Annotated in this window: 20 protein-coding genes; 7 read left to right on the top strand and 13 right to left on the bottom strand. The window is 60.4% G+C overall.

The features are described 5' to 3' along the window. Window positions 1–24: 24 nt before the first annotated feature. From NCT03_RS23685 to NCT03_RS23655, 7 genes are all read right to left on the bottom strand, one after another. Window positions 25–1,002 carry a M14 family metallopeptidase gene (locus tag NCT03_RS23685; protein ID WP_244830132.1) on the bottom strand — a complete coding sequence of 326 codons (978 nt, stop codon included), beginning with the start codon at window positions 1,000–1,002 and terminating at the stop codon, window positions 25–27. Further along, entirely contained in the window at window positions 999–2,465 is a 1,467-nt protein-coding gene (locus tag NCT03_RS23680; RefSeq protein WP_250468428.1) for an NAD-dependent succinate-semialdehyde dehydrogenase, read from the bottom strand. The genes NCT03_RS23685 and NCT03_RS23680 overlap by 4 nt, the downstream gene beginning before the upstream one ends. 10 nt (window positions 2,466–2,475) lie before the next feature. Then, window positions 2,476–3,555: a tartrate dehydrogenase gene (locus NCT03_RS23675; RefSeq protein ID WP_250494132.1), complete on the bottom strand. Its 1,080-nt coding sequence runs from the start codon at window positions 3,553–3,555 to the stop codon at window positions 2,476–2,478. Window positions 3,556–3,688: 133 nt separating this feature from the next. Next, entirely contained in the window at window positions 3,689–4,186 is a 498-nt protein-coding gene (locus tag NCT03_RS23670; RefSeq protein ID WP_244830135.1) for an Lrp/AsnC family transcriptional regulator, read from the bottom strand. A gap of 45 nt (window positions 4,187–4,231) precedes the next feature. Beyond that, window positions 4,232–5,662: an aspartate aminotransferase family protein gene (locus NCT03_RS23665; protein WP_250494131.1), complete on the bottom strand. Its 1,431-nt coding sequence runs from the start codon at window positions 5,660–5,662 to the stop codon at window positions 4,232–4,234. A 139-nt stretch (window positions 5,663–5,801) separates the two neighbouring features. Beyond that, entirely contained in the window at window positions 5,802–6,728 is a 927-nt protein-coding gene (locus tag NCT03_RS23660) for a 2-hydroxyacid dehydrogenase (protein WP_250494130.1), read from the bottom strand. A 5-nt stretch (window positions 6,729–6,733) separates the two neighbouring features. Further along, window positions 6,734–7,609, bottom strand: a complete 876-nt coding sequence (locus NCT03_RS23655; RefSeq protein ID WP_250494129.1) for a GNAT family N-acetyltransferase — start codon at window positions 7,607–7,609, stop codon at window positions 6,734–6,736. Between the two features lie 200 nt (window positions 7,610–7,809). Here NCT03_RS23655 and NCT03_RS23650 point away from each other — a divergent pair, with 200 nt between their 5' ends. Continuing rightward, complete coding sequence (locus NCT03_RS23650; RefSeq protein WP_250494128.1) at window positions 7,810–9,624, top strand: DNA-binding protein; 1,815 nt, start codon at window positions 7,810–7,812, stop codon at window positions 9,622–9,624. Between the two features lie 168 nt (window positions 9,625–9,792). Next, on the top strand, window positions 9,793–10,815 hold the full coding sequence (locus NCT03_RS23645; RefSeq protein WP_250468423.1) for a polysaccharide deacetylase family protein: 1,023 nt from the start codon (window positions 9,793–9,795) through the stop codon (window positions 10,813–10,815). Here NCT03_RS23645 and NCT03_RS23640 read toward each other — a convergent pair whose 3' ends face one another. Then, window positions 10,816–11,940, bottom strand: a complete 1,125-nt coding sequence (locus NCT03_RS23640) for an MraY family glycosyltransferase (protein WP_250494127.1) — start codon at window positions 11,938–11,940, stop codon at window positions 10,816–10,818. It abuts the gene before it with no gap. A gap of 916 nt (window positions 11,941–12,856) precedes the next feature. Between NCT03_RS23640 and NCT03_RS23635 the strand changes: the two genes are divergently transcribed. Continuing rightward, window positions 12,857–13,654 carry a right-handed parallel beta-helix repeat-containing protein gene (locus NCT03_RS23635; RefSeq protein ID WP_250494126.1) on the top strand — a complete coding sequence of 266 codons (798 nt, stop codon included), beginning with the start codon at window positions 12,857–12,859 and terminating at the stop codon, window positions 13,652–13,654. A 105-nt stretch (window positions 13,655–13,759) separates the two neighbouring features. After that, window positions 13,760–14,842 (top strand): EpsG family protein, encoded by a 1,083-nt coding sequence (locus tag NCT03_RS23630; RefSeq protein ID WP_250494125.1) that lies wholly within the window; start codon window positions 13,760–13,762, stop codon window positions 14,840–14,842. Between the two features lie 42 nt (window positions 14,843–14,884). Here NCT03_RS23630 and NCT03_RS23625 read toward each other — a convergent pair whose 3' ends face one another. Then, a complete protein-coding gene (locus tag NCT03_RS23625) occupies window positions 14,885–15,847 on the bottom strand; it encodes a GNAT family N-acetyltransferase (protein ID WP_250468419.1) in 963 nt (320 codons plus the stop codon). Window positions 15,848–16,372: 525 nt separating this feature from the next. Between NCT03_RS23625 and NCT03_RS23620 the strand changes: the two genes are divergently transcribed. From NCT03_RS23620 to NCT03_RS23610, 3 genes are all read left to right on the top strand, one after another. Continuing rightward, on the top strand, window positions 16,373–17,518 hold the full coding sequence (locus NCT03_RS23620) for a GNAT family N-acetyltransferase (RefSeq protein ID WP_250494124.1): 1,146 nt from the start codon (window positions 16,373–16,375) through the stop codon (window positions 17,516–17,518). 615 nt (window positions 17,519–18,133) lie between these two features. Further along, window positions 18,134–19,285: a glycoside hydrolase family protein gene (locus NCT03_RS23615; protein WP_250494123.1), complete on the top strand. Its 1,152-nt coding sequence runs from the start codon at window positions 18,134–18,136 to the stop codon at window positions 19,283–19,285. A gap of 215 nt (window positions 19,286–19,500) precedes the next feature. Next, window positions 19,501–19,710, top strand: a complete 210-nt coding sequence (locus NCT03_RS23610) for a hypothetical protein (RefSeq protein WP_250494122.1) — start codon at window positions 19,501–19,503, stop codon at window positions 19,708–19,710. Window positions 19,711–19,741: 31 nt separating this feature from the next. Here NCT03_RS23610 and NCT03_RS23605 read toward each other — a convergent pair whose 3' ends face one another. The 4 genes from NCT03_RS23605 to murJ are packed head-to-tail and all read right to left on the bottom strand — an operon-like array spanning window position 19,742 to window position 24,628. Then, entirely contained in the window at window positions 19,742–20,962 is a 1,221-nt protein-coding gene (locus NCT03_RS23605; protein ID WP_250494121.1) for a glycosyltransferase, read from the bottom strand. Next, complete coding sequence (locus NCT03_RS23600) at window positions 20,959–22,140, bottom strand: glycosyltransferase family 4 protein (protein ID WP_250494120.1); 1,182 nt, start codon at window positions 22,138–22,140, stop codon at window positions 20,959–20,961. The genes NCT03_RS23605 and NCT03_RS23600 overlap by 4 nt, the downstream gene beginning before the upstream one ends. A 17-nt stretch (window positions 22,141–22,157) precedes the next feature. Continuing rightward, window positions 22,158–23,336: a glycosyltransferase family 4 protein gene (locus NCT03_RS23595; RefSeq protein WP_250494119.1), complete on the bottom strand. Its 1,179-nt coding sequence runs from the start codon at window positions 23,334–23,336 to the stop codon at window positions 22,158–22,160. Continuing rightward, window positions 23,333–24,628 carry a murein biosynthesis integral membrane protein MurJ gene (gene murJ / locus NCT03_RS23590; RefSeq protein ID WP_250494118.1) on the bottom strand — a complete coding sequence of 432 codons (1,296 nt, stop codon included), beginning with the start codon at window positions 24,626–24,628 and terminating at the stop codon, window positions 23,333–23,335. Before murJ ends, NCT03_RS23595 begins: the two co-directional genes overlap by 4 nt. Window positions 24,629–24,644: the final 16 nt, after the last annotated feature.

The following is a 24,644-nucleotide window of genomic DNA, read 5'->3' as shown; positions in this document are numbered from 1 at the left end:
TGGTCGTGTCTTGTCGATCGAATGTTATTGCGATGCAGCGATACGCTGTTCTATCTTCCCAAGCCTCACCACCGTCACGCCCGCGCGCAATTGGCGCAGCGAAGGCATGACGAGCATGCAATCGGCATAGGGCGTGCGGACCGCTTCGCCTTCGGACCAGCCGATCACGCTACCGGCTTCCGGAAAGACTTCGAGTCCGGTGTAGGCATCGGCGAAACGGAAGTCGAGGCTCTTTGCCACGACAGGTTCCGTCACGCGCACGATCAGCATCTCCGGCGGTGACGGCTTGATCCATCCAATGGGAAGATCGGCCTCATCGAGCACGTCGGCAAGGCGGAGAAAGCGCGCCGTGACGTCGCGCGCCACGTCCACCGCGCTTGCTTCCCAGTGCTGTCCGCATTCGATCAGTAGCGCGTTCTTCTCGCTGGCCGGATCGCCAAAGCCTTTGTAATCGCGCATGCGGCGGCCTTCCGGATGGCCTTCGTCGCAGATCACGGTCGCGGGCGTGCCGAGTTGCGCCGACAGCGCAATGCCTTTATCGAGCGGTCCCGCGACGATCAGCGGCGCGCTCTTCTCGTGCATCGAATGCAGGTCGAGCAGCAGATCCACCGTGTCGATGACCGGACGCATCGCGCGGGCGCGGCGCAGTTCGCTCGAATCGCGCGAGGTGTCGTCGAGCGTCTGCGCGGTCCACACGCGGTTGAAGTCCTGATCGACGAAGCGCGAGGCATCCGGCTTCGCGGCATCGAAGCGTCGATAGGCATCGACATTCGCAAACGCGAGCGTGAGCTTGCCGCGCCGCGGGCGCACTTTCGCGCGCAGGAGTTCATCGACTGCAATCGCGCCGCACACTTCGTTGCCGTGCGTGAGCGCGTTGATCATCACGTGAGGACCGGCCACGCCCGAATCGAAGGTATGCACATAAGGGATGCCGGTGTTGCCGGCCTCATGCGCGCCGATGTCCGGAAACGTGACCTGAATGGGATAAGCCGTCGCGTTCATTCGAGACCGCCCTGACAGAGATATTTGATCGACAGATAGTCGTCGAGGCCGTACTTCGAGCCTTCGCGGCCGTAGCCCGATTCCTTCACGCCGCCGAAAGGCGCGGCTTCGCTCGCGAGCGCGCCTTCGTTGATGCCGACGATGCCCGCTTCGAGCGCACGCGCCACGCGGTCGATGCGCTTCACGTCCTGGCTGTAGAAGTACGATGCGAGGCCGAAGGGCGTGTCGTTGGCGGCGCGAATGCCTTCGGCTTCGTCGTCGAAACGAAAGAGCGGCACGACAGGACCGAAGGTTTCCTCGCAGCTCAGTTGCATGTCGGGCGTGGCATCGGCGAGCACGGTCGGCGCGTAGTAGTTCGCCCCGAGTTCCGTGAGCCGCTTGCCGCCCGCGAGCACGCGTGCGCCGCGCGCGACGGCGTCCTCGACATGGCGGGCGATCTTGTCGACCGCGCGCGAGTTGATCATCGGGCCGATCTGCGCTTTCGGGTCGGTCGCGGGCGCAACCTTCAATGCAGCGACGCGGTTACTGAGCAAGTCCGCGAAGCGCTCGTACACGCCGGACTGCACGAACACGCGATTCGGGCACACGCAGGTCTGTCCGCCGTTACGGAATTTCGAGGCCATCAGGCCGGTCACCGCCGCGTCGAGATCGGCGTCATCGAACACGATGAAAGGCGCATTGCCGCCGAGTTCGAGCGAGAGCTTTTTCAGCGTATCCGCCGACTCGCGCGCGAGATACTTGCCGACAGGAGTCGAACCCGTGAAGGTGATTTTGCGTACGCGGCTGTCCTGAAGCCAGTCGGCGACCGCGGGCACCGCGCTCTCCCGCGACGAACTGATGAGATTCAACGCGCCCGCCGGCACGCCCGCCTCGTGCGCGAGCATGACGAGCGCAAGCGCGGTCAGCGGCGTGTCTTCGGCTGGCTTGCCGACGACCGTGCAGCCCGCCGCGAGCGCGGGCGCGATCTTGCGCGCGATCATCGCGAGCGGAAAGTTCCACGGCGTGATGGCCGCGACGATTCCCACCGGCTCCTTCACCGCGCTCATGCGCTTGCCGCGCTGCTGTTGCGGAATGATGTCGCCGTAAATGCGCGTGGCTTCGTCGGCGAACCACGCCACATAAGACGCGCCGTACAGCACTTCGCCGCGACCTTCGGCAAGCGGCTTGCCTTGTTCGAGCGAGATGAGCTCGCCGAGCGCGTCGGCATTCTCGACGATCAGCGTGTGCCAGCGGTGCAGCACCGCCGCGCGATCCTTCGGCAGCGTGTCACGCCAAGCGGGAAACGCGCGCGCGGCGGCATCGGTGGCGGCGCGGGCATCGGCGGCGCCGCTGTCGGCTACTTCGACGATGACTTCGCCCGTCGCCGGGTTCGTCACGGCAAAGCGCTTGCCGTCGGCGGCCGCCACCCATTTGCCATCGATGAAATTATCGGCGCGGATCAGATCGCTCAATGTATGGCTCATGGCGGCTCCTTTAAAGCAGACGTTGCGCGACGGCTTGCCCGACTTGCGTCGTGTTTGCCTTGCCGCCCAGGTCGCCGGTGTGCGGGCCTTCCTTGAGCGTTGCCTCGATGGCGGCGAGGATCGCGTCGTGGGCCTCGCGCTCCTTGCCCGTGCCGTTGCCGAGGAAGTCGAGCATCATTGCGGCCGACCAGATCATGGCGATCGGGTTCGCAACGCCCTTGCCCGCGATATCGGGCGCCGAACCATGCACCGGCTCGAACAGCGACGGGAAGTTGCGCTCTGGATTCATGTTGGCCGAAGGCGCGATGCCGATGGTTCCGGTGCACGCCGGCCCGAGGTCCGAAAGAATGTCGCCGAAGAGATTGGTGGCAACGACCACATCGAAGCGATCCGGGCTCAAGACGAAGCGCGCGCACAGAATGTCGATATGCTGCTTGTCCCACTTGACGTCCGGATACTGCTCCGCGATCTCCGCGGCACGCGCATCCCACCACGGCATGCTGATCGAGATACCGTTGCTCTTGGTCGCCACCGTGATGGTCTTTTCGCGGCGTTGCGCGAGATCGAACGCGAACTTCAGCACGCGCTCCGCGCCCTTGCGCGTGAAGATGGAGGTCTGCGAGACGAACTCGCGTTCCGTGCCCTCGAACATCACGCCGCCGACCGACGAATACTCGCCTTCGGTGTTTTCACGCACGATCATGAAGTCGATATCGCCCGCCTTGCGATTCGCGAGCGGCGAGGGCACGCCTTCGAAAAGACGCGCGGGACGCAGGTTGATGTACTGGTCGAACTCGCGGCGAAACTTGAGCAGCGAACCCCACAGCGAAATATGATCGGGCACGGTCTGCGGCCAGCCCACCGCGCCGAACAGAATGGCGTCCGTGTCCTGCAATTGCGCCTTCCAGTCGTCGGGCATCATCTGGCCGTGCGCCGCGTAGTAATCACAGCTCGCCCATTCGATATGTTTGTATTCGAGCGCAATGTCAAAGCGCTTGCTCACGGCATCGAGCACGCGAATGGCTTCGGGCATCACTTCCTTGCCGATGCCATCGCCGGGAATAACCGCAATACGATATTTGCTGGACATGAGGATCTCCGCTTTCGTTTAGTCAGGAACCACGCGCGCGAGGGTCGTGCGCCGACCCGCCCGCGGCGCGAGCGTTCGAAGCTTCAATACAGGAAACAAGGATAACAACGCGCGTGAATGCGCGTTGCGGTGGTCAGTGCTGGCTTGGCGAGAAGAGCGTTTCGAGCGGGTAATGCGTTTTCGCGAACGCCGTCTTGATGATGACGTAGCTGAAGTACTTCTCGATGCCGATATCCCGCTCCAGCAGCCCTTCGACGATGTTTTGATAATGGCTCACGCTGCGCGTGACGAACTTCAGCAGATAGTCGTAGCCGCCGCTCGCCAGATGACATTCGACGATCTCGTCCACGTCTTTCACCGCATTCACGAACTTGATGAAGTCTTCGCGCCGGTGATCCGCCAGCGTGACTTCGGTGAAGACCACCTGAATGTCGCCGAGCTTCTCCAATTGAATCTGCGCGCCGTAGCCCACGATATAGCCCGCCTTTTCCAGACGCTTCACGCGAATCAGGCAAGGGCTTGGCGATAAGCCGACTGCATCGGCGAGTTCGACATTGGTGATGCGTCCGCGCTTTTGCAATTGCGAGAGGATGCGCAGGTCGATTCGGTCCAGCTTGCAGTCGGTGCTCATCGTGGGAGGCGGGGCGGGACATGTCGGAGAAGTCGGTCGATGGTATCACGCAGCCACGCGACGATTAAATCCCGTTGCACCGCCTGCCGCGCCGCCCAGCGCCGCGCGCACTTCCGCTTGTGCGAGGACGTCGTCGAGTGTCTTCGTGAGACGCTCGAACATCATGTCGAAATTGGCTTCCGTGTAGCACAACGCCGGTGCAAAGCCGAGGATGTTGTCGCCGAACGCGCGGAACACGAGGCCGTTGGCGTACGCGGCAGCGGCGATGCGGTCCGGCAGTTTGAGCGAGGCGTCGAAGCCGCGCTTGGTCTCTTTGTCGGCGACGAGTTCGAGCGCGCCGAGCAGACCGCGATGCCGCGAATGTCCGACGAGCGGATGCGCAAGCAGCGAATCGAGCCCTTCGGCAAAGCGCGGCGCCCGCGCCTGGCCGTTTGCGAGCAGTCCGCCTTCGTGATAAAGCCGCATGACTTCGAGACCGATCGCCGCGCTCACCGGATGCGCCGAATAAGTGTGACCGTGACCCACGGCCACGCCATTGTTCGTACCCGACGCGATGCCTTGATAGACGGCATCGGACATGAGGACGGCGCCCATCGGCGCGTAACCTGCCGTCAGGCCCTTGGCGACCGTCATCAAGTCCGGTTCCACGCCTTCGCCTTCGCACGCGAAGAGCGGGCCGGTGCGCCCGAAGCCGGTGATGACTTCATCGGCGACGAAGAGGATGTCCAGTTGGCGGCATGCTTCGCGCATGGCCTTGAGCCAGCCGACAGGCGGCACGATCACGCCGCCCGAGCCTTGAATGGGCTCGCAGAAGAATGCGGCGACGTTCTCCGCGCCGAGCGCTTCCACCTCGGCCCGCAGCGCCGCCACCGACGCGGTGATGAGCGCGTTGTCGTCCGCGTAGTCGTTGCGATACGCGTACGGCGAGGGAATGTGATGCTGCGTCGCGAGCGGCAGATCGAAGTTGCGATGGAACGCGGGCAGCGCGGTCAGCCCCGCACCAACCGACGACGATCCGTGATAGCCGCGTTCCAGCGCGATGAAGTGCTTCTTCGCCGGACGGCCGGTCGCGTTGTAGTAGTGCGTGATGAAGCGCAGCGCGGAATCGACCGCATCCGAGCCGCCGAGCGTGAAGTACACATGCGTAAGCGATGCCGGCGCGAGATCGACCAGCTTTTCGGCCAGTTCGATAGCCGGTTCGGAGCCGAAGTGGAAGTAGCCGGTCGCGTAAGGCAGACGCGCCATCTGTTTCGAGGCCGCCTCGACGATGCTCGCATGACCATAGCCCGTGTTCACGCACCAGAGGCCGGAGAACGCGTCGAGCAGTTCCTTGCCTTCGATATCGCGCAAGAAGACGCCGTCCGCCGAATCGAGCACGGTGACGCCGCGCGCTTCATGGGCGCGGTAGCTTGCGACTGGGTGAATCAGATGTTTGCGGTCGGATTCGACCAGGGCTTGCTTGGATTGATTCGACATGAGCGGGCTCTTCTCGGAAGTAAGCTGGACCGTTCCATACTATCGGGGGAGCGCCGTCGGGCGCATCGCCAAATAAATGGCGGAAAAGCAAATATGCGGCGTTTTGCGGGGCGTGCGCAGCATTTTGTGCTGAGGCGCCTCAGTAGCCCCGGCTGCGGTCTATCTGACCGATCATCGGCTGGCCTTCGCGATGCCGGCGCAAATTGTCGAGCACAACGTCCACCGCTGTTTCCGGCCGCGTCGCGCTCGCGATATGCGGCGTCAGACGCACGCGCGGATGCGTCCAAAACGGATGCGTGTCGGGCAAAGGCTCGGGATCGGTGACATCGAGAATGGCGGCGTGCAGATGGCCGCTATCGAGCGCATCGAGCAAATCGTCCTGATTCACTTGCGGACCGCGCCCGACGTTGATGAACGACGCGCCTGGCGGCAGCGCGGCGAACACGCGCTTATTCAGCAGGCCGCGCGTGGAATCGGTGAGCGGCAAGAGGCACACGAGCACATCGGTGCGGGCGAGGAAGGCATCGAGCGACTCGACACCCGCATGACATTCGATGCCTTCCAGTTCATGCGCCGAGCGGCTCCAGCCCGCGCACGCAAAGCCGAAACGGTGCAACTGTTTCAGCACGGCCGTGCCGAGCATGCCGAGGCCCAGCACGCCGACACGCCGCGTGGATGCCGCGCGCACCGGCATTGCACGCCATACGCGTTCGCGTTGCTGCGCCGCGTAGTCGAAGAGATCGCGATGCACGGTGAGCACCGCCTGCGTCACGTATTCGACCATGCCCTCGACGATGCCCGGCTCGACCATCCGCACCACGGCGATGCTGGACGGCACGGCGGACAGATCGAACTGGTCGATGCCCGCGCCCACCGAGAAGATCACTTCGAGATTCGGCAGCGCGCGCGTGAGGTCAGCGGGCGGTTGCCATGCGGCCAGATAGCGGATGGACGCGGCATCGCCGATATCCGGCCACAGGCGAAACGGTGTCTCGGGCGCCTTGCTGGCGAAAAGCTGCGCCCACTGTCTGCCGCGCTCGGGGTCGGCCTTATAGAGAAGAGCCATCGTATTCAACCTACTGCCTGATTGACGATGCCGAACTGGCCCACCGACGCGTCCGGCCGCGGCGCACCATTGCGCGCCATCTTGACGACCGCATCGACCTGCCTGAGACCGAGTTCTTCGAGCCACGGCGTGAGGCCGCTGTCGCCCGGCGTATCCATGCGGGTAAAGGCGCCTACGTTGGCGGCAAGCCAATGTGCAACCAGCGCCTGCGCGCGCTGCAACCGTTCCTGACCTTCGCCCGTGGCGATGACCGGACCGATGGCGTGGCCGCGCCCGAATGGCCGCATCAGCGCGAAGCCGACGATCTCGCCGGCGGATTCCAGCGCGACGCCTTGCGCCACGCCGAGCAGTTGCTGCAGAATCGCGCCGCGATCCACACCGGCCGCGCGCGATGCCAGTTCGGCGAGACGCGGCGTATCGGCGGATTCGAGCGGACGCAGGCTTTCACCGGCCTGCAGCAAAATGGCGGGTGCGCGAAAATCGGCCGATTGATGTTGATGCAAGGTGCCGATTGGCTCGAAACCGAGCTTGTCGTAGAGCGGCTGTCCGGCGGGCGTCGCGTGCAGGAGGGTGACGCGGGAGCCGAGCGCATCGAGCAGCAGTTCCATCAGCTTTCGCCCGATGCCGTGCCCTTGCCGGTCGGGCGCGACGATGACCATGCCGAGCGAGCCGGCATCCTCGCCGAACTTCCAGTAGAGGGCTGTGCCGACCACGCGCTCGCCTTCCTGCGCGATGAAGCCGGCGCCAGCGTCGAGAACGAAGCGCCAGTCGTCGGCGCGGTGCGGCCATTTCACTTCGACCGACAGCGCATGCGCGGCGTCGATGTCGCGGGCTTCGAAGGGTCGGTACAGAATGGTTGAGCGTATTTCGGCAACGGACACGGCGCACTCCAGGGACGGGGACGCATGCTACTTTGACAGCCGCGAACGACCCGGGCTAGGACGATCCTGCTGCGCCGCGAGCGCGGCTTCGCGCGATGGCAGGCGCCGCGCCGTGCACGGAAAATGACGGATCTCGCGGCGAACGTAGTAACGTTACGCCAGTCGATGTTTTATCAGGCAAATACAGTGTTGAGGGGCACATGTCAGAGTCAAGCACCATTACGGATCAACAGGTCGCATCGATCGCGCAACGGTTGAGCGGAGAAGGCCGCGAGTTGTCGCCATTGACCGTCTGGAACGAAATCCGCAGCGGCTCCATCATCGAGGTGGCAAACGCGTTGCAGCGCTGGAAAGCGGCACAGGAGCCGCAAGCCGCGCCCACACCCGTCGACGACGAAGCGAGCTTGCCGCAAGGCGTCGCCGAGACGCTTCTGAACGCGGCGCATCAGCTTTGGGCGGGCGCGCATCAGCAGGCCGGGCAACGCTTCCAACCGCAATTGCGCACGCTGGATCAACGGCTTACGGCCACGCTCGCGGAACGCGACGAAGCGCTCGCCGGTTTCCAGCAGGCCGACGAGGAAGCCGGCCGCGAACGCCAGCAGCGCAACAATCTGGCGCAGGCGTTACAGGCTTCGGAACAGACGGTCGAACATCTGCGCAGTGCGCTTGCCGATGTGAGCGCCCGCGCCGAGACCGCCGAACGGCGCGTCGAGGAACTGACGCAGCGGGAATCGATGGAGCAGGGCAGGCTTGCAGCGGCGATCGCCTCCTTCGAGGAAGCGCAGCGTTCGCAGGAAGCTTTGGCCGCGTCGATCTCGGATAAGGATGACGAGCTCGCCCGAATTGCACGGGAGCGGGACGAAGCGCGCCATGCGCATGAGGCGCTCATGGCATCCGTCGCGGCGAAGGACGACGAGATTGCGCGAATCGTCCGCGAACGGGACGACGCGTTGAACGCGGCGACAGTCGGCAAGCACGAGGAGATCGCGCGCATCGTCCAGGAGCACAACGATGCCTTGCACGCGGCCGTCTCGCAAAAGGACGAGGAGATCGCGCGCTTCGTGAGCGAGCGCGACGACGTGCGGCAGGCGCATGAAGCCCTGAGCGCACATGTCGCGAGCAAGGACGACGAGATTGCCAGCCTCGTTCGACAACGCGACGAGGCGCGTCAAAGAGCCGAGGCGCTGCAGCATGAAAGCCAGGCGAAATCCGATGAAGCGCAACGCTACGCGCATGAAGCGGGCGTTACCGCCGAACGCGTGGCGGCGGTCGAGCAGCAAGCGAACGAGCGTTTTGCGCGTATCGCGGAACTCGAAGTCGAACTCGACGCGGCACGCGGTGCGCTAAACGAGTTGCAACAGGCTCACGCGGCCAAGCACGATGAAGCCACGGCGCAGTCCGGCGAGCTTCAGCGTGTCGCACGAGAACTCGAAGCGGCGCGTTCGCAGATCAGCGCGTTGAACGAGCAAAAGGACGCGGCAAGCGCCGACGCCGCCCAGCGCGCGCAAGATGCCGCCGCTGCCCGCGAGCGCGCGGAGAATGCCGAACAGCAGGCGGCATTGCTGCAGGAGCGTTTGGCCGAACAGGAACAACGCGAAGCCGATGCAAGAAGCACTCACGCCTCGCAGCGCATGGAACTCGAGGCACGCGGCGTCGCGGTGGAAGGCGAGATCGCCGCTTTGCAACGGCAGATCACGACACAGGCCAAGGATCATACGAAGGCCTACGACAAGCTGCGCACGCAGGCCGAAGAATGGGTCAGTTATGCCAAGGACCTGAAGCAGCGGCTCGACGGCGCAAACGAGAAACTGCTCTTCATCGATGCACGCAGCACCGGCGAAGTCGCGCTCATGCGCCGGCTTGCGCTGGAACTCGAACGGCTCAAGCCGGACCATGAACTCGTGTTGCGTGAAGCGCAGCAAAGGGTGATCGGCGACAAGATGGTCCAGCAGCTTGCGCAGAAGGGTTATCGTTATGACCCGGCTACTTCGGCGATTTCGAAGATCGAAGAGTAGGCGTTAATCAAGCGGGACTCGGTGAGAACGTCAAGCGGGCCATCGTCGATGGCCCGCTTCGTCTAAGTGCGGTAGCCCACCATCGTCGGCGGGGAAATCAGCGAACATGCGCATGCATCAAGCATCGTTCGCCTGATTCATTTCTCTTCCACGACGAAAAGCCGCTTCATGACATTCGACCATGGGGTGTTCACGGTCTCGCTTGACTTCGAATTGCTCTGGGGCGTGCGCGAGACGCGCACCATCGAGAGCTATGGCGCGAACCTGCGCGGCGTGCGCGAGGCCATTCCGCGCATGCTCGATGTCTTTGCCGCAAACGGCATTCACGCGACATGGGCCACGGTAGGCTTTCTTTTTCATCGCAATGCGGATGAACTTCGCGCGGCTTTACCGCCGCCTTCCCTGCGGCCGAATTACGTGCGCGCAGGCATTTCCCCTTATGAATATATCGATGCAGGCCAGGCGCTCGATCCGCTTTATCACTTCGCGCCCGAACTCGTCGAACGCATTGCGGAGCAGCCTGGTCAGGCTATCGGCACGCACACCTATTCGCATTACTACTGTCTAGAACAAGGTCAGGGCTTGCGCGAATTCGAAGCGGATATCGAATGCGCCACGGAGGTTGCCAGGCGCGCAGGCTTGCGGTTGAAGAGCATCGTATTTCCGCGCAACCAGTGCAATGAAGACTACCTTGCGGCGCTCGCGCGGCATGGCATCGTGTGTTATCGCGGAACACAAGGCGGTCACGCTTATGCGGCCTCCGACAAGGCAGGGCAAGGCTATCTGCGCCGCGCAACGCGTTTGCTCGATGCTTATATGAACGTGTCCGGACACAATACCCATGCGCTCGAATCATGCTTCGAAAGCGCGCCTTTCAATTTTCCGGCAAGCAGTTTTCTGAGGCCTTATTCAAGCAAATGGGCAATGCTCGATGGCTTGCGCCTTGGACGAATAAAAAATGCCATGACCGATGCGGCGCTCAACAAGCGCCTTTATCACCTCTGGTGGCATCCGCATAACTTCGGCCGCAATACCGCGCAGAACATCGCGTTTCTTGAGCGCATTGCCGAGCACTATGTTCTGCTGCGCGAACGCCACGGCTTCGCTTCGCTCAACATGGAGGAGCTTAGCGAGCTGGCGGCCACGCGATTGGTCGATCAAACAAGCTTGCCTGCCGCCGAGCCTGCGTGATCAACGGCGGGTTTCGGAGGCGGTCGGAGCAATCGACGAATGCGCGGTGAGAAAACGCGGCGTCCTGAAACGCACGATGCTTGCATAGAACCATACGTAGACCGCGATGAACATCGCGCCGGTGACGAAAAGCGCAAGCGGCCGGTCCCAGAACACCGTTGCGGGCGCGACGCCCACCGCGCACAACACCCACAGATAAGGCGATGTGCGGCCATTGCGGCGCGCGCGCTGACGCACATCGCTATAGTCCGATCCTTTGAGTGCAATGCGCTTGTAGATGAGCGTGTGAAGGTGCACGCCATCTGGTTCGCTCACAGGTCGGCCGCGCACGAACTTGCGGCGATAGATCGAGAACACGGTTTCGAAGAGCGGATAGATGGCGACGACCGCCGCATACCACGCCGACACGGAAGGATGCCGCGCGATCAGCAGCACGAGCAATTCGGCCATGACGAAGCCGATAAAGTATGCACCGCCATCGCCCAGGAAAATGTGGGCGCCTGGATAATTCCATACGACGAAGCCAAGGATGGTGCCGATCATGGTCAACGCGACGCTCATGACCAGCCAGTCGCCGACTTGATGCGCGACGAAACCTATCGAAGCGAAGATCAGGATGGACGAGACCGATGCGAGGCCATTCATGCCGTCAATGAGATTGATTGCGTTCGTGAGCCCCGACACGGTCAGCACGGTGAGGCCGACCGCAAGCGGCATGAGTTGAAGCCCGTGATCGACCACCGGCAGATCCACGCGAACCAATACCGCATGCAACGCATAGACGCCACCGATCGACCCTGCCATGGCCGCGAGCAGACGCGCACGCGGGCTTACATGCTTGGTCAGGTCTTCGAGACAGCCGGCCAGGAACGGTAAAGCGGCGCACGCCAACAACAGCATCGACTCGCCTCGTGGATTCGCACCGAATAGGCCGCCCATCATGAACGTGATTGCCGTTCCGCCGACGATGGCCGCACCGCCCACGCGTGGCACGGGGACCGCATGATTCTTCTGCACTCCATTGAGGTCGGTGTCGAGTAAATGCGATCCCGCATGACTCGCATAACGCACGATCCAAAGAGTCAGACAAAACGAAGTCAGGCAACCGAGAGCGAGGTTTAGCATTGTCTTATGCTCGTCTTAAACGCGGACGGTCGTTAATTTCAGTGAGGACGAACTATCGTTCGGCGAGACCGAAGCATGCAGATAGTCCAGGAAGTAAGCGGCGCAACATCGACGAAACTGAAAAACGAACAGCAACGGAATGAGATGACAAGGCGGTACATCGCGCTTACGGCTAACGGCTATTTCATCAAGCCATTTGCTTTTTGCCGTATTTACTGATTAATTAGGGAAACCCCCATCATTAAATGCCTTTCGGAGTCCAAATATCATCTCGCGGAGTGCAGCGAAGTGAGCATCTTTTTTTGAAGATGAAATGTGGGCTAGACCGCGTATCGATTCAAATTTGCTAGCGCTTCGAAGACGACTTTTGTGCTCTAAGCATTGTTGAACATTATCGAGTCAAGCCTGTGGCAAAGCGTTAGCGAAATGCTGACACTGATCGTTGATACGAGCGAAGCAGCTTGGCTTTCAATTGGACTAGCAACGAATGAAATAGCGGTGGGCGTGACCCGCGTGCAAGGTCGTCGAAGATCTCTCGTCCGATGAAAACCTTTGGATTCGAGCGCTTCATTGGCCACTGCTGGACGCGCGTCAGGCGTGACAATAGACCTAAAGGTCTTCAGAGTCGAAGAAGTAAGTCGCGATGCGGGTCCATCCCGTGAATGCTTTGTTCAACGCGTTAAATCATTACGATATGCTCGATAGAAGAACTGCATTAAAGGTTTTTGCATCGTGCGCATTGGTGCAAACCCTTGCGCCGCATCGCGCGCATGCGCAAACAAATGATTCGACTGAGCTTATACGGGCAAGCATGTTCGGTGTGATAGGCGACGGTAAAAGCAATGACCGCGCGCGTCTTCAGGCCGCGATAGACAGTACCGTCGGCAAGACCTTGTTGATAGAAGGTCGGTGTCGAATGGATACGCAAGGTCTGGATCTGCACAGCAGTACGCATCTGCGTTTTGCGGATGGCGCATCGATCAAGCTGTTGCCTCACGACACGCCTTCTTATCAGATGATCCGTATCTGGGATGCGGATAACGTGCTGCTGGAAAATGCGACGCTGGATGGCAGCAAGGAGCTCAACGCAGCGCCGCCCGAAACACACGACGGTGGCTACGGTATGGGCATTTCCATCGCGGGGAGCACGAATGTCACGATAAACTCGGCCACGACGATCGGCTGTTGGGGCGATGGCCTTTATATCGCCAATAGTTATGAACGGGCGACGCGACGATCCCGCAATATCGTCGTCCGCGATCATCATGCGCGTGCGTGCCGGCGTCAGGGTGTGTCGCTCATCAGTGGAATGAACGTGCTGATCGAACGTGGTGTGTGGGAAGACATCGGTGGAACAGCGCCTTCGGCAGGCATCGATATCGAACCGAACTCCAATCGCGACGTGCTCGAAGACATTCGCATTGTCGATCCGCTTACGCGCCGATGCAGTATCGGCATTCTCGTTTATCTCGCGGAATTGCCCGGCCCCAAGCCTAAGACCGTAAGCATAGAAATAAGCGGCCAGCGCGATGAATCTTCTTCCGACAATGCCTTTAGCGTGTCCGGTCTCGACACTAAAGGATGGACGGTGAAAGGTAGCGTGACGAATGTCTCGCCGGTATGGGTGAATTCGCGGCTAGCCTCAGTCGAAAGCGTCGACTACGATAAGCGCGGGCCGGCTATCGTCGTGTCCGGGTTACGCCTCATCCGTTAAGCCACATGCTGTGCGACAACGTACAGACGGGTCGCATGTACTCACGACACCCTCAGCGGGTTGTCGCCAATATCATCAGAATCGCGCTAGCAAGGGAATTCCTAGATGAGAGCAAGAGCAATGGAAGCGCGAAGCGTTTCTCCTTCCCGTCCTCGCGCGCGTGCTCATTCCTATCTGGCGACGCCGAATGGCTTGCTGTTCATCATTCTCGCGCTCGTCGTCCTGTATGTGATGGCGACGGGCGTACGCAATGTGCCGACGTTGCTCGATCAGGACAATTACCTCGAATACTTTCGCAAAACCACGTGGGACTGGTTCCTCAATACTTACGAGGAACGCAAATCAACGGTTAGTTTCGTCATCAGCACGATCACCGAGGAATTCGGTTGGCGCGCTTGGGTCGTCGCTTTGAACGCATTGGGCTTTACACCCGATGCCGGTGTGCGACTTACGGTGGTGCTGCTCAACGCGCTGATCTTCATTGCGCTTCTGGAAGTACGCCGGCCATTGCTGGGTCTCGTGCTCTGGTGTGTCGTGCCGATGGCGCTCGCCACTGTCGGACTATTTCAGATTCGCCAGGGGATGGCGTTCTCTATCGCCATGCTCGTGTCCTTGCGCTATCAAAGACCCGTAACGGGATGGCTGCTCGCAAGTTTTATTCACACCACGTTCGCGGTGCCCGCGCTCCTGCTTATCGCAATGCGTCCATGGGGCAATCGCAGATGGCTCGCGTTGGGAAGCGCTTCGGCGGTGGCGGTCGTGCTGGTTTCGTCGGCGGGCTTTCTCTTCAAGAACTTTGGCGGCCGTCGTATTGACGAATATGCGGGCTACCAGAACGATTTCACCATCAAACTGGTGATTCTCCTCGTGGTTTATATGACGGCGGCACTTGTCATGCTTTATACGGAATGGAAAACGAAGCAGGCGGGCAAGGCTCAGGCATGGCGCGACATCTGTTTCATGGACGTCGCGCTCGTGCTTTATCTGGTGCTTGCCTTCCTGCTGTTTCCCTTCGGCAAAGGGCGCGTATGGTATTGCGTGCCCTTGCTGCTGCCGTTTCTCGTCGGGCAGACGCGCTTCAAGAATCGCTTCGTATGCTGGTGGATCGTGGGAATATTGCTGGTGCTGACTGCGGAAATCATCAAGAGCTATTACGAGGGCGTGTACGCGTATTTCCTCGGCTTATGACCGCGCATGGCAAGCAATGGCGCGGTCATTCGCCTGCATGATTCACGTTTTATCGAGCGTTGCCTTGCGCAAGCGTCGCGCGCCAGTGCGGATTGCCATCTTCTCGCCTCTTAGTACGGTGCGCAGGGCGCCGTAATCCGCGCGCATGCGTTCAATTTCATAGCGCGTTACAAGGCGTCCCCCGAAGCCCGATAGAAAGTCGAGAATGGTAGCGGTGGAAATGCCGTCGAAATCGAAAATGAGTTTGCGTTCTCGCGCCACGCGCGCGCCTTCCCAAATCAGAAGACTTATTGCGCCGCCGTGTGCATCCGCCGCGCGCGATGACAGCAGGTAGTACACGGCACGCGTATCCCACACGAGTGCGGTCTCGGCGACGAGTTGGCCGTTCTCGTCGAATGCACCAAGCATCACACCTGCATTGCGCTCGATGACTTCGCCGAGCACGCGGCGCATGATCTGCGAGCCGTACACGTTATTGCGTTTGCGCACGGCGAGGTTGGCGTCGTAGAAATCCGTGAAGGCGTCGGGGCTGTTTATTTCGCGCACGGTAAGCCGTTCGGTGGCGCGACGCAGCCAATTGCGTGTATTGCGCCGCAGCGCCGACCATGCCTCGGCTTCGCTTCGATCAGCCGGCAACTCGAGCGTATAGCCTATGGAGACATCGAAGCCATGCAGCGAAAATGCAATAGCTTCGGCTTGCGACATACGCGTGTCCATCAATTGATGAAAATGCGCACACGCCGGAATCTTCGAGACGAGCTGATTCGTGATGTCCATTCGATAACACCATTCGCGCTCGCCACTACCTAAACGTTGCGGTTTGATGACAGGGCCAAGCGTGCGCGTCAAAGGCGGCAGCACGGATATGCGCCAGATGCCTTTACGCTCGAACATATAAGGCATTTCCCCAATGACGACATCGCCCTGCTTTACTTCAGCAATGCCCCATTTACCGTCGGTCGCCGCTTCAAGCCACCAGGGCTCATGAAAGATGGAGCGCTCCACGATGCCTTCTGCTTTAGTGGTGCTCGAATCGTTCTTGACGTTTTCCCTGATTTTCTTTTTAACCGGTTTTGAGCTTGGCTCGATAGGTGAAGAGCTTACTGAATAGCATTCGTTATCCATTGTCCCTCACAACTCGGTTCATGAAAGCCGTTCGCTTTGTGTGTATGCCGCTTTGATCATCCCGTTCGCCGCCAAAGATGGACGATTGCACCGGGCCGCCTCGCAGATGAAGCGCCGTGTTGCAGGCCGCTTGTCGCGGACCGGTGACAGCATGAGGATGTGCGTTCTATCGAGACGAAGTCGCGCCGTCTCCTGCGCGACCCTGTATAGGAACTTACTGGAGCGTAAAGACCAATCGCATGCACCACTGTACGCCATCGCACGTTGGGCAGTTTGCTATTCGATGCAAGATCTTGACTCGAAGGAGAGCCAAGCTTGTGCTTAAGTGCGCGCTATGAGGGCACGCTTGTGCGGTTGCAGATCCATGATCAAGCGGACCTCGAATAACGATGCCGGAGCTGCCCGATGGATACGGCCAAATATGTGATCGATCTGATTAAAAGTCCTGACGAATTCGAAGCGCTGCATAACGAATGGGATGAACTGTGGACGCTCGCCGACGGGCGGCATCATGAATCGTTTGCGGTCTGCTCATTGGTTTGGCGTCATGTCGCCAAACCTGCGGGACGGTCACTTTGCATCATTACTGCGCGGCGCGAGGAACGTATCGTCGCCATTTGGCCGCTCGTGCGTTCGCGCAATCGTCTCTGGAACGTGCTTCGGCCACTTAGCTCTGAATCGGCAGACTATACGACCGTGCTGACCGATCCCGCGTATGCATCGCCGGATTTGTCGCAATCGATCTGGCAGGCAGCGCGTGACCTAGGGAAGGGCGATATTGTTTTGCTTCCGTATGTCGATTGCAAAAGCGAGTTGTATCGGCTCGCTGCGGAGCATCCGGGGATCATGCTCGCCAAGGAACATCCCTACGCCGTGGCTAAACTTTCGGAAGTGAATTGTTGGGATGAATTCGTCATTGGCTTGGGCAAGCTTTCGGGCAAGCGACCGGGCCAGTTGCGTGAACGACTCGAGCGCGAAGGCAAGTTCGAGGTGTGTATTCTCGGCCCGCACGACCGTGAAGAGAACGCGCGCATGGTCGACTGGATGCTGGCGAGAAAGCGCGAGTGGGGCGAACGCGTCGACAAGAAGGGCAGTTGGCTGTGGGAGGAAACCTTCCGCAATTATCTAATCGAGCTGCTGAATCATTGTCATCCCCTCGCATGTGCAAAGCTCATGGTCCTGAAACTCGATGGCGAGATTCTCGCCGTGAACATGATCGGTCTCGGCGCAAAGAGCATGATCGGTCTGATTGCGAGTTTCGATAAGCGCTTTGGGAAATTCGCACCCGGCGCGGTTTCAACCGAGGCATGGGTTCGGTGGGCAATCGAGCAGCGTCTGGATTTCGACCTCGGCATCGGCGCAGAAACGTTCAAGCCGTACTGGAGCCGGGGCAATACCGCAATGGTTTGCAGTCTGCAACTTGCGCAAACGAACTGGGGACGCGTGGCATTCGCCATTTCTGGCGCACAACGAATGCTTAAGAAAGCGAGCGTTAATGTCTGGCGTTCGAACGTTCGGCCAGAAAAATCCTTGGGCAAAGAACAGGCGTAGAAAGGCCTAGAAGCGAATCTGTTCACAATTCAGCGCGGCTTGAGAATGACCGATCAAGCTTGTTTAATTCCGTGCGCTCAGCGTTGCGGGAAACAAGCTAAACACGAAAATCAGAGATTTTGCTGAAAGATCTCCAATCAGCTGATTAGAAGAATTCAGGGAAAATTTCCTTCATTAATCTGATAAATAGCCGTTGTTCCACTGCGACAGAATTCGTTTTTCGCAATAAATTCGAGAATTGCTTATTCATCTGATTATATGCGCAATAGAAAAGCGCATTTCCCGCCTGACGTGCGATCGCGCGTTGCGTGAGCCAGAAAATTCGGCCCTGTCCCCGTTATACAGTTACAGATAGTTACGATTCGTCTCTATTCGTCATACAACGATCTGTATCATACGATCCGTAGTCGGTATTTAATGCCTTATTAGAAGCGAAATTAACTTCGTTAAAGGTAATTAATACCGTTCCGACGAGTGCGCGAGTTTGCTGGTCCTTCCGAGGCCATCCGAGTCGTGAAAATCCAATCCGAAAGCTGACACGGCGAATCTGTTCGTCAGACGCCCATTGATAACTTCGAGCTCATGTCCTTGACCAAAAAAACTCCTGTTACTCCAATGCAATTTGCTGATCAGATCGATCAAATCTTCACGCGTCGCAAGTTTCTCACTGCGGTGATGGCCAGCACCGGATCGCTCGCACTTTCCGCATGCGGTGGCGGCGGTGAAGGAGATGTCGCTGATTCCGTCTCCAAGCGCCGCCGCCGTGCGTCCGGCACCAGTTCCGCCTCAAGCACCCAAGCTGCTTCGACACCGGCGGTCGCTTCGTCGACGCAGGCCGCGACCACATCCGGCACGGTCACCGACACGTCCTTCGGCGTGAAGGGCGATGGCACTACCAACGACCGCGTCGCGCTTCAGAAAGCGATCGACGGTTCAGTCGGCAAGATTCTGCTGATCACCGGCAAGAGCCGTATCGATGCGGCCGGCCTCGACCTGCGCACGAACTCACACCTGCGTTTCGCAAGCGGCGCGTCGATCAAGCTGCTCGCGCACAACGTCGCCAGCTATCAGATCCTGCGCGTCTGGGATGCCCAGAACGTGCAGATTGAAAACGCCTCGCTCGACGGCAGCAAGGAACTCAACTCCGCGACCAACGATCCGAACGACGGCGGCCAGGGTATGGGCATCTCCATCGCGGGTTCGACCAACGTGACGATCACCTCGCCGACCACGATCAACTGCTGGGGCGACGGCATCTACATCGGCAACTCGTATCGCAGCCTGACGACGCCGAGCAACACGGTCAACATTACGAAGCACCACGCGACCGGTTGCCGCCGTCAGGGCGCAACGATCACGAGTGGCGCGAATATCACGTTCGATACGCCGACCTGGGAAAACATCGGCGGCACGTTGCCTTCGGCGGGCCTCGACATCGAACCCAACAACAACAACGCCGTGCTGCAGAACATCAAGATCATCAGCCCAACGACGAACAGCTGCCGCTATGGCATTCTGATTTATCTGGGCGCCTTGCCAGGTTCGGTGAACAAGGTAGTCTCGATCGATATCTCGAACCATCGCGACAACAACGCCAATCACGTCGCGTATGAAGTCGGTGGCCTCGCGCTAAACGGCCATTCGGTCACGGGTCATATCACGAGTGCGTCGCCGGTCTATATGCATTCAGCGCTCGGCTTTAGCAAGACCGATTGGGACAACGCCGGTCCGACGGTCGAAGTCACCAACATGGTCTACACGCGTTGAGCGTTTAGCGAGGCAACATGTCGAAAAGAGGGCGCGCGTTCAGCGCGCGCCCGGTGTCGGTGCTTGGCGCACCGATTTTTCTTTGCGCGGCGCTTTACCATGCCAGGCTTTTTAGACGGAGATGCCGAAAACGATTGGCATGGATGGTGCTCTAAGAAAGTATCGGGCGTCACGAAACGCCATCTCCGAAAACGCAGGAAAAGTCTGGAGATTCAATGGATCTCGCCATCATCATTGGCACGATCGCCTTCTTCGCTGTCGTCGCGCTTGCGTTGCTCGCGCTTGCCGACGTACTGCTGCCCTCGCGCCGCCGCCGGCGCGAGGAGCGAGGGCGCACGAGCATCTGGTCACGTTCGCATAAGGCGGGCGAGCTGAAGACTAAAGGCGCGGGCCATTCCGGGCCGGGTTCGGGACATCCGAAATGACGAAGCGTGTGCAAAATCTTCCGGTGCGCGGTTATTGACCGGAACCAATGTGTCGTTCATTCGCCGACACCTGTGCGACTGGCGCCGACGCTTCATCCACTGAGCCTCTTCGTTCGCTGATTCGCAAGTAGATGTCTTCATAGCGACGCCAGCTGGCTTCGATCGAAAAAACCCTGTCGATTCGCTCTCTTGCCGCCACGCCGAGCGCCGCGCGCCGCGTCCGCGGCAGCATCAACATGTCGACGAGCGCCTGCGCCAGTGCATCGGCATTTCGAGGCGGCACGACGGTTCCCGTTTCCCCGATGAGCCACGCGGTATCGCCGACGTCGGTCGCCACGCATGGCGTCTCGCATGCCATGGCTTCGCCGATGACGGTCGGCAATCCCTCGCTGCGTGACGAAAGACAGAAGACATCGAGCCCCGCCAATAGCGCTTCAGGATGCTTAAGCGGTCCAAGCAAGCGGCACGCATGTGCCACGCCTTCACTGCGAATGAGTTCGACGAGCTCGCGGTTGTCATCGTCGAGTCCATTGCCTGCCATCACGAAGCGGCACTGCGGCAACGCTTGCCGCACACGCCGCACTGCCGCGATGAAGTTGGGATAGTCCTTGACGGCGTGATACCGGCCCATGATGCCGACGACCGGCGCATCCGCAGCGAAGCCGTGGTTTTCGCGTAATGCCATGTGAGACGCTGGCGCGGGCTTGAAGACATCGAGTTCGAAGCCGTTTGGAACCGCGATCATCTTCTTCGCGCAGTAACCGCCTTCGACATGCGCGCGCCGTGCAGCTTCGCCGCAGCAGATGATCGCATCAGGCACGTGGTTTGACAGCAGCGCGCATGCTCGCGTCACCCAGCGCGTCATGCGGCTGCTACCGCTCGAACGAAGGTCCGTGTGATGAATGCCCCAGGCGAGCGGCAGCCGTTTCTTGCGCCATGCTCTCACGGCCGTGACCGCGAGTCCGCCCATCAGATCGCCGTGATAAAGCCAGGTCTGAACGACATCGGGTTCGAGTTCGTCGATCCAGCGCACGAGCTGCACTAACTTGCGCGGCTCCGGCAGACTCTTGCTCATGCCGAGTATGCGCACTTCGGCGCCCGCCTCACGAATGCGCGCCGCCAGCGTGTCTTCGGACGACAGCGAGATGACCACATGCTCGACGCCTTCGCCGCGCGATGCGCGAATCAGTCGATATAGCATCATCTCCGCGCCGTCCGCGGGCAATGCGGTGATGACATGAACGATCTTCAAGGCGTGATCTCGACGGATGCGGTCGCACTCGCCGTCGATGTCGCGGGCGCGAGCGCGCGATACACCGCAAGGGTCCTGTCGATGACGATCGCTTCATCGAATTCGCGCAGCGCCTTCTCGCGTGCGGCGAGTCCGAGCTTGCGCGCGAGCGGACGATCGTCGTCGAGCAGGCGGATGGCGTCGGCCAGCGCCGTTGCATTACGCACCGGCACCACGAGCCCGTCTTCGCCGTTGCGGCTCACCACTTCGCGGCAGCCGGGTGCATCGGTCGTGATGAGCGGCAATGCGCACGCGGCCGCTTCGATAAGGGACTTTGGCAAGCCTTCGCGATAACTCGGCAGCGCCATGACATCCGTTTCTGCAAACAGACCCGGCATGTCGCTGACATGACCGCGCCATTCGACGAGGCCTTCCTTCACCCAGCCTTCTATCGTCGACTGTTCGATCGAAGCGGGATTGCCCGCGTCCGGCGTCCCCGCAAGAATGAAGCGGATGGTGCGTCCCTCGCGCTTGAGCACGCGCGCGGCCTCGATGAATTCGGCAATGCCCTTGTCCCACAGCATGCGTGCCGCAAGCAGCACGCGCAGCGGCGCGTGCGAAAGAGGCGCATCGGCGGGAGGCGCCGTGAAGCGCGCGCAATTCACGCCGGAGCCTTTGATGAGGTGGATGGCTTGTTCATTGGCAAGACGGGCGCTCTTGAACATCGCTACATCATCCGGATTTTGCAGGATCAGCGCACAGTTCTCGCCGTCAAGAGCCAGACGCAGGACCTGGCGCACCACGGGCCGTAAAAAGCGCGCTTTCATGTCGCGGCTCGTGAAAACGTAACCCAGCCCCGCCACCGAATTCACGCGAGCGGGCACGCCTGCTAGCCTCGCGGCAAGCGACCCATAGACCGCGCTCTTGATCGTGAAGCCATGCACGAGCGAAGCGTGTTCCGCGCGAAAGAAACGCGCGAGCCAGAGCACGAGATTGAGTTCGCGCAATGGATTGAGACTGCGCCGGACCATTGGCACCGCATGCCAGCGAAAGCCGAGTTCGATCAGGCGCGGTCCATATTCGCCGGGCGGCGAAAGCAATATGACTTCATGCCCAAGATCGCGAAGTCGATTGGCAAGCGAAAGACGAAAGTTGTAGAGATACCAGTCGGTATTCGCAAAGAGAATGACCTTGTTCATCGCCTGCCTCTCAGGATCTAGTTCAACGTGCCGGGGCTCGATGCTTCTGCATGACGCAGGCCAGTATCCGTACCGGTCGATGTTTTCGTTTCGCTGATACCCACGCGCGCGAAGAGTTCGTCCCACGCACGCAGGATGGTGCTGACGGCATAGCGCGCGCGTACCGATTGCGCGCCCTTGACGGAGAGCGCTTTGCGCAAACCTTCGTCGGCAAGCATGCGGCGCAATGCGTGCGCGAGCGCAATGGGATCGCCAGGTGGCACGAGCAAGGCGTCTTCGCCATCGCGCGTGATATCGCGTGGACCGCTCGGGCAGTCGACTGCCACTGCCGGCACGCCGAGCGCCATGCTCTCGGCCAGCGCAAGTCCAAAGCCTTCGAAGCGCGAGGACATGACGAAGGCCTGCGAGCGCAACACTTCGGTCCACGGCTTGTCGGTGACGCCAGGCATGAAGATGCGTCCGCTCATGCCGCGCTGCTGGATTCGCGACTGCAACGCCATGCGTTCCGCTCCTTCGCCCCAGATCCACACATCCCAGAGTGGAAATTCATGGGCGATGGCCGCGAACGAATCGATCAATAAGCCGTAGTTTTTTTGCGGATGCAGCCGTCCGAGCGAAACGAGCCGCATGCGTTCATCGGGGCTTGCCGTTGGCGCGGGCTGGTGGAACAGTTCGTCGGGCAGCGGGTTCGGCATGACCGCCGTGTGCTTGATGCCGGGCACCATCGCGTTGAACGGCGCAACGACGTTGTCGGTCAGTACCGTGACGGCGCGCGCATGCGGATAAGCGAGGCGCGTGGCGAACTTCCAGAACGGCGTGCGGCCATCGACGGAAGGATCGTTGTGTTCGCATGCAATGACCGGAACGCGCAGACCCGCGCAAGCGAGAATGCTCGCCACGTTCACGTTGGTGAGGAAGCTGATCACCACGTCCGGATCGGTCTCGCGTATCAGCTTGCGCAACGCCCGGTGCCGTTGCATGTAGCCAAAAACCTTATTGCGCGTGGGCGTGATCCTATCCGCAAGCTGGATTAAGCGCACCTTGTCGGACAGCGCATAGAAGCACGCGCGCTTGCGGCTATACGTGGCGACGAGCGTGACCTTGTCGCCGCGCTCGCTCCATGCATTCACGAGTGTGGCGGCCACGCGCTCGGCGCCGCCGCTGCCCATCGAGCTCACCAACAGCATGATGTTCATGCAGCCAATCCTCCGGTCGGTCGCAGCGGCGGGATGCGTCGCGTGAAGAGCATCGAGAGGCAAAAGACGGATGCCTGCATCACGCCGGTCGCGACGACCACGCCCGGCATGCCGATCCAGCGCGTGAGCAATGTGTTGGCTGCGACTTTGACGATAAACCCCAGTGCGGTAATGATGGCCATCTCCTTGTAACGTCCCTCGACCGACAACAGGTTCATCATCACGAGCGAGGCGAAGTAGAACGGCAACTGCACGAGCGAAAAGCGCATGAGTTCCGCGACCAGTTCCGTGTTCTGCGCGGTAAACGCGCCACGCTGAAAGAGCACACCGACCATCCACGGCGCAAGCGGGTATGCAATCGCCGCGCAGACGGTTCCCGCGCCGAGCATCAGAAGCGACCATTGGAACGCGGTATGACGCGCGCGCTTGTGATCGTCGCGGCCGAGAATGTCGGACAGCACCGGCAAGGTGCCCTGCGCAATGGCAAGCGCGCCCATGCTGATGATCAGACCGAACACGCGGTTCGCATAGCCGAGGGTCGCGACCGCGCCATCGCCCAGATGGGCGACGAAGTATTGATCGATCGCGGGTGTGCAGCACACCACCAGTTGACCGAGCATGAAGACGCGTACCGCGTGATAGACGGGCGGCCATTTGCGCGAGCGGAACGTGAAACTCAAGCGCGCATAGTTGTTATCGACCTTGCCGCCGAGCGGCCTCAGCACCAGAACCAGCGCGACATATCCGAGCAACGTGCCGTACATGAGCGGCTGCATTGCGCTATTGCCGGTAAAGAACAGCACGAGCAGAAGCGTCATCACGGCAGGCAGGCCGTCGAGCAAGGTCGCGATATGACGCTCGCTCGATTGCAGACGCGTCGAGTAGGCCGTGACCATCATGATGAGGACGCCGATGGGCGCCATCACCATCATCATGTGATGCGCCATGTCCTGCGTCTCGACGGCGAGATTGCCCGCCATGAGCCGCAGAACGTATGGCCAGATCAGATACGGGATCGCGGTGAAACCGAGTCCCACCACGGCCGACCATGTAACGAGTTCGCTCAGAAATTGCGCTTCTTCGCTCGCGGATTGCTTGCGCAGATCGACGAATGCAGGCACCAGAACGATGGCGAAGATGGCGGAGCACGCCGACGGCAGCCACGAAACCAGCATGAGGGTGATCTGATAGGCATCGACCACGTTGCTGATGCCGTAGCGATATGCGATCACCATCTCCTTGAACGCGCCCGCGGAGCGCCCGATCAGCACGAACGCCGCCACTCTCGACATACCCCGCGCAGCGCGA

This window comes from Caballeronia sp. GAWG1-1 (assembly GCF_023631465.1).
Taxonomy (GTDB): domain Bacteria; phylum Pseudomonadota; class Gammaproteobacteria; order Burkholderiales; family Burkholderiaceae; genus Caballeronia.
The sequence above is the reverse complement of the archived record's forward strand: the minus strand, read 5'-3'. Positions and strand labels throughout refer to the sequence as shown.

Excerpts from the sequence above, each read along its gene's own strand:
- NCT03_RS23685 (WP_244830132.1), bottom strand. The coding sequence starts at position 1,002 with ATGAACGCGACGGCTTATCCCATTCAGGTCACGTTTCCGGACATCGGC.
- NCT03_RS23680 (WP_250468428.1), bottom strand. The coding sequence starts at position 2,465 with ATGAGCCATACATTGAGCGATCTGATCCGCGCCGATAATTTCATCGAT.
- NCT03_RS23675 (WP_250494132.1), bottom strand. The coding sequence starts at position 3,555 with ATGTCCAGCAAATATCGTATTGCGGTTATTCCCGGCGATGGCATCGGC.
- NCT03_RS23670 (WP_244830135.1), bottom strand. The coding sequence starts at position 4,186 with ATGAGCACCGACTGCAAGCTGGACCGAATCGACCTGCGCATCCTCTCG.
- NCT03_RS23665 (WP_250494131.1), bottom strand. The coding sequence starts at position 5,662 with ATGTCGAATCAATCCAAGCAAGCCCTGGTCGAATCCGACCGCAAACAT.
- NCT03_RS23660 (WP_250494130.1), bottom strand. The coding sequence starts at position 6,728 with ATGGCTCTTCTCTATAAGGCCGACCCCGAGCGCGGCAGACAGTGGGCG.
- NCT03_RS23650 (WP_250494128.1), top strand. The coding sequence starts at position 7,810 with ATGTCAGAGTCAAGCACCATTACGGATCAACAGGTCGCATCGATCGCG.
- NCT03_RS23645 (WP_250468423.1), top strand. The coding sequence starts at position 9,793 with ATGACATTCGACCATGGGGTGTTCACGGTCTCGCTTGACTTCGAATTG.
- NCT03_RS23640 (WP_250494127.1), bottom strand. The coding sequence starts at position 11,940 with ATGCTAAACCTCGCTCTCGGTTGCCTGACTTCGTTTTGTCTGACTCTT.
- NCT03_RS23635 (WP_250494126.1), top strand. The coding sequence starts at position 12,857 with ATGGATACGCAAGGTCTGGATCTGCACAGCAGTACGCATCTGCGTTTT.
- NCT03_RS23630 (WP_250494125.1), top strand. The coding sequence starts at position 13,760 with ATGAGAGCAAGAGCAATGGAAGCGCGAAGCGTTTCTCCTTCCCGTCCT.
- NCT03_RS23620 (WP_250494124.1), top strand. The coding sequence starts at position 16,373 with ATGGATACGGCCAAATATGTGATCGATCTGATTAAAAGTCCTGACGAA.
- NCT03_RS23615 (WP_250494123.1), top strand. The coding sequence starts at position 18,134 with ATGCAATTTGCTGATCAGATCGATCAAATCTTCACGCGTCGCAAGTTT.
- NCT03_RS23610 (WP_250494122.1), top strand. The coding sequence starts at position 19,501 with ATGGATCTCGCCATCATCATTGGCACGATCGCCTTCTTCGCTGTCGTC.
- NCT03_RS23600 (WP_250494120.1), bottom strand. The coding sequence starts at position 22,140 with ATGAACAAGGTCATTCTCTTTGCGAATACCGACTGGTATCTCTACAAC.
- NCT03_RS23595 (WP_250494119.1), bottom strand. The coding sequence starts at position 23,336 with ATGAACATCATGCTGTTGGTGAGCTCGATGGGCAGCGGCGGCGCCGAG.
- murJ (WP_250494118.1), bottom strand. The coding sequence starts at position 24,628 with ATGTCGAGAGTGGCGGCGTTCGTGCTGATCGGGCGCTCCGCGGGCGCG.